Genomic DNA, 3,044 nt, shown 5'->3' with positions numbered 1-3,044 from the left:
GCCTGAGACCGTGCCTCTGCATAGGACCGGGCCCCCGCCTGGGCCTGTGCCTGAGCTTGCCCGTACACCTCAGCCTGTGCCTGAGCCTGAGCGTGCGCCTCTGCCAGCGGCTGCGTGTGGCGGCCACGTCTAGCCGCCCAGCCGAGCGCCACCACCCCGGCCAGCGCCACCGCGAACAACAACAGCCCAGCCCAACTCGCCCCCGCGGCCATCTTGGGGAACTTCAACAGGACATCCGGCCCCCGCTGTGGGATCCAACTGATCGCGTGCCGTTCCCCGAACCCCACCAAACCCAGAACGACCGCCGGCAGGCACCCGACCGCGAGCGCGCCCGCCATCGGGGCCCACTGCCTACGCCGTCCGAGCTGCGCGATGACGTGCGCGGGCAACACCAGCACCGCGAACAAGTGCGTAGAACACACCAGCGCGACCGACACCCCGTAACAGACCCACCGCCCACCCGACGGCCGCTCGGCCGCGCGATGCAGCGCCCAGAACGAGAAGACCACCGCCGCGGCGGCGAAGGCATACGAACGGGCGAACGCCCCGTAGTACGACACGGACGGCAGGACCGCGAAGACCCCCGCCGCGATCACCCCGGCCCGCGTGCTGTGCAGCCGCCGTCCCAGATCGGTCAGGAACCACGCCGCCACGGCGATCGCCACCGCCGACGGCAGCCGCAGCCACAACTCCGCCGTGCCCGCCTTCATCCAGAAGTGCATGAACAGGTAGTACGGCAGGAAGTGCCCGTCGATGTGCCGAGCCAGCTCCCACAATCCGGACAGCGAACGCGAGGCGGCGCTGATCGTGGCCAGCTCGTCGCCGTTCAGCGTGGCGGCCCCGGTGCCCGCGAACGCCACCACTCCGGCAGGCAGGCTCATCCACCACGGGCTGGACCTGTGACGTCGGACGGCCGGCTGGGTTGCAGGGGTGATCGTGGTGGCGGTTGAGGTCACCGAGGCAGAATAGTCGGCATAAGCCGCAAGATATGGCGAAAGTGATCATTCCTGGCAGGGGTGCCTGCTCGCCTGGCTGGAACTGGCCGGTCCGAATACCGACTACCCCGAAGCCGCTCGCTCGGCTTGACTCGCCCGGCTTGTAGTCGTCCCGCCTGTACTCGCCCGGCCTGTACCTGTGACGGTCCGCCCCGTTTGCTGCTCGCCGACTCCGTCACTGCCCGCCCCGTTGCTGCTCGCCGACTCCGTCACTGCCCGCCCCGTTGCTGCTCGACGGCTGGTAACTCCCCAGCCAGTAGCCGCCTATCGGCTCGGCACCCTGCACGTCCCGTAGTCGCGCCCCCGCCTCATGCCGCGTCACTGCGTGTGCCGCGACCTGCCCGCCAGGGCCACCGGCACCGAGCCCCACACCCGCCCAATCCATGGCCGCCGGCTGAGCGGTGGGCCGGGCGGGCTCCGGGCGGAAACAAGCAGGCAGTCAGGGGGCGCCATGCAGCACCAGCAACGCGGCCAGCGCTGCCTCCTTGTGATCCCGCGTCCGCGGAGGCCCCACCTGTGCCCGCAGCCCGTTCACCCGCGTGCCCAGATCACGCCGCCCGAGCACCCGGGCCGCGGTCTCGCCGAGGTTCTTGAAGTCGTACCTGTTCACCGCGACGCCCGCCCCGCGCGCCCCCTCCGCGAGCGCCTCGCGATAGAGCTCGCCCTCGGCTCCGTGCAGGTAGGGATGCTTGCCCAGGATCGCGCCCAGGTCCTCGGGCAACGTCATCCGTCCAGCGCCGACCGCGCCCAGGTCGATCGCGATCCCCGTCACGGCGTGCCCGGCGTTGGCGAGCCGGTCGGCGGCCTGGGCGATCGCCCGGCGCGCCGCGGTCCCGGCCGCGTTCTCGACGCGAGCGATCAACTCACGCGCCGGCTCCAGACCGGCGGCGGCGTGGTACGGCTGATCAGGCAACGCGGGATCGTCGAGCAGCGTGACACGTTCGCGCAGCAACACCTGAGGAGCGTCGACGCCACCCGTGATCGCCACCAGCACGGCCCAGCCGCAATGGTCCTTCATCCCGAGCGCCGCCACGCCGCTCACCTCCGCGATCGCCGTCGAGTGGTGGAATGTGCGGACCAGGCAGGGGTCGATGGAAATCCGGATAGATCTCCTAGATCGCCACTCCAACCTCAAAGTACCGAAAGAGCGACGTCGGGTCATTGATCGAAACCGCTATATGCGGATTCCGCAACCCGTCCCGCACCTCAAACGCAGGGAGCAGGACCGTCATGACCATTGAGAAGCTCATGAACGTCGCGAAGCGGTCGCACGTTCACCGCACCCCTTCGCACCGCTGGCGACCTCCAGGGACGCGGCTCATCAAGGCAGAACGGCAGGACGGCGGCGCGACGGAACGGCTGGGGCGGCAGGCGCCGCGGGGCCGGTGCGAATCGTCGCCCGGCCACTCGCCGACAAGCGTCGCCCACGCCACCGCTGACCTGGGAGCCGGCGTTCTGACCGCGACGCGCCAGCACACATGACGACGCGGACCGCAACTCGAGATCACCACCTGCCCCTCCCGGCGCGCTCCGCCGACGTGCCACACCGGCGGAGCACTGCGATTTGACGAGAGGCGGAACGCGACCTAATCTTTCACTTCGCCCCGGGAGTGAGCCGGACGCCGGTCAGGCGGACGGGCCCCAGGGCAAGCCCCTTGAGACAACAAGCCAACTCGGCTGAGACTTGCTTCGGCGCGTCCCGGTCCGGGTCATCTCGGGTGCGTGGCGATCACCAGAAAATTGGTTGATTCGACAAGCTCCGAATGTCACGGTAAGTTTCCAGGGTTGCCTCGGAACGAGGCGCTCATCCTAGCCGGGTTCGCTCTGCTTGAAGCAAGTCTCCGGACTTGACAGGGCAGAGAGAATCTGATAAGATGAGAGAGACGAAATGTGCGCCTCTGAGGCGGGATCGAAGATCCTGATGAAGATGTACGCGTCCGTTTCTTGAGAACTCAACAGTGTGTTAAAAGCCAGTGCATGATTTACATGCATAACCCTGTCATGGTTTGAACATGATGGACAGCTTGGATTCATTTCCAGACATTGTTT

2 protein-coding genes are annotated in these 3,044 nt (G+C 67.8%); both read right to left on the bottom strand.

Going from position 1 to position 3,044, the window contains the following annotated elements:
• The coding region (locus HII36_RS54285; protein WP_328808321.1) for a glycosyltransferase family 39 protein at positions 1-956 on the bottom strand (956 nt) is incomplete at its 3' end.
• Between the two features lie 478 nt (positions 957-1,434).
• Complete coding sequence (locus HII36_RS54280) at positions 1,435-2,028, bottom strand: hypothetical protein (protein ID WP_173531224.1); 594 nt, start codon at positions 2,026-2,028, stop codon at positions 1,435-1,437.
• Positions 2,029-3,044: the final 1,016 nt, after the last annotated feature.

It is taken from the genome of Nonomuraea antri (genome assembly GCF_013283785.1).
Taxonomy (GTDB): Bacteria; Actinomycetota; Actinomycetes; order Streptosporangiales; family Streptosporangiaceae; genus Nonomuraea; species Nonomuraea antri.
This window is presented reverse-complemented; position numbering and strand designations above follow the sequence as displayed.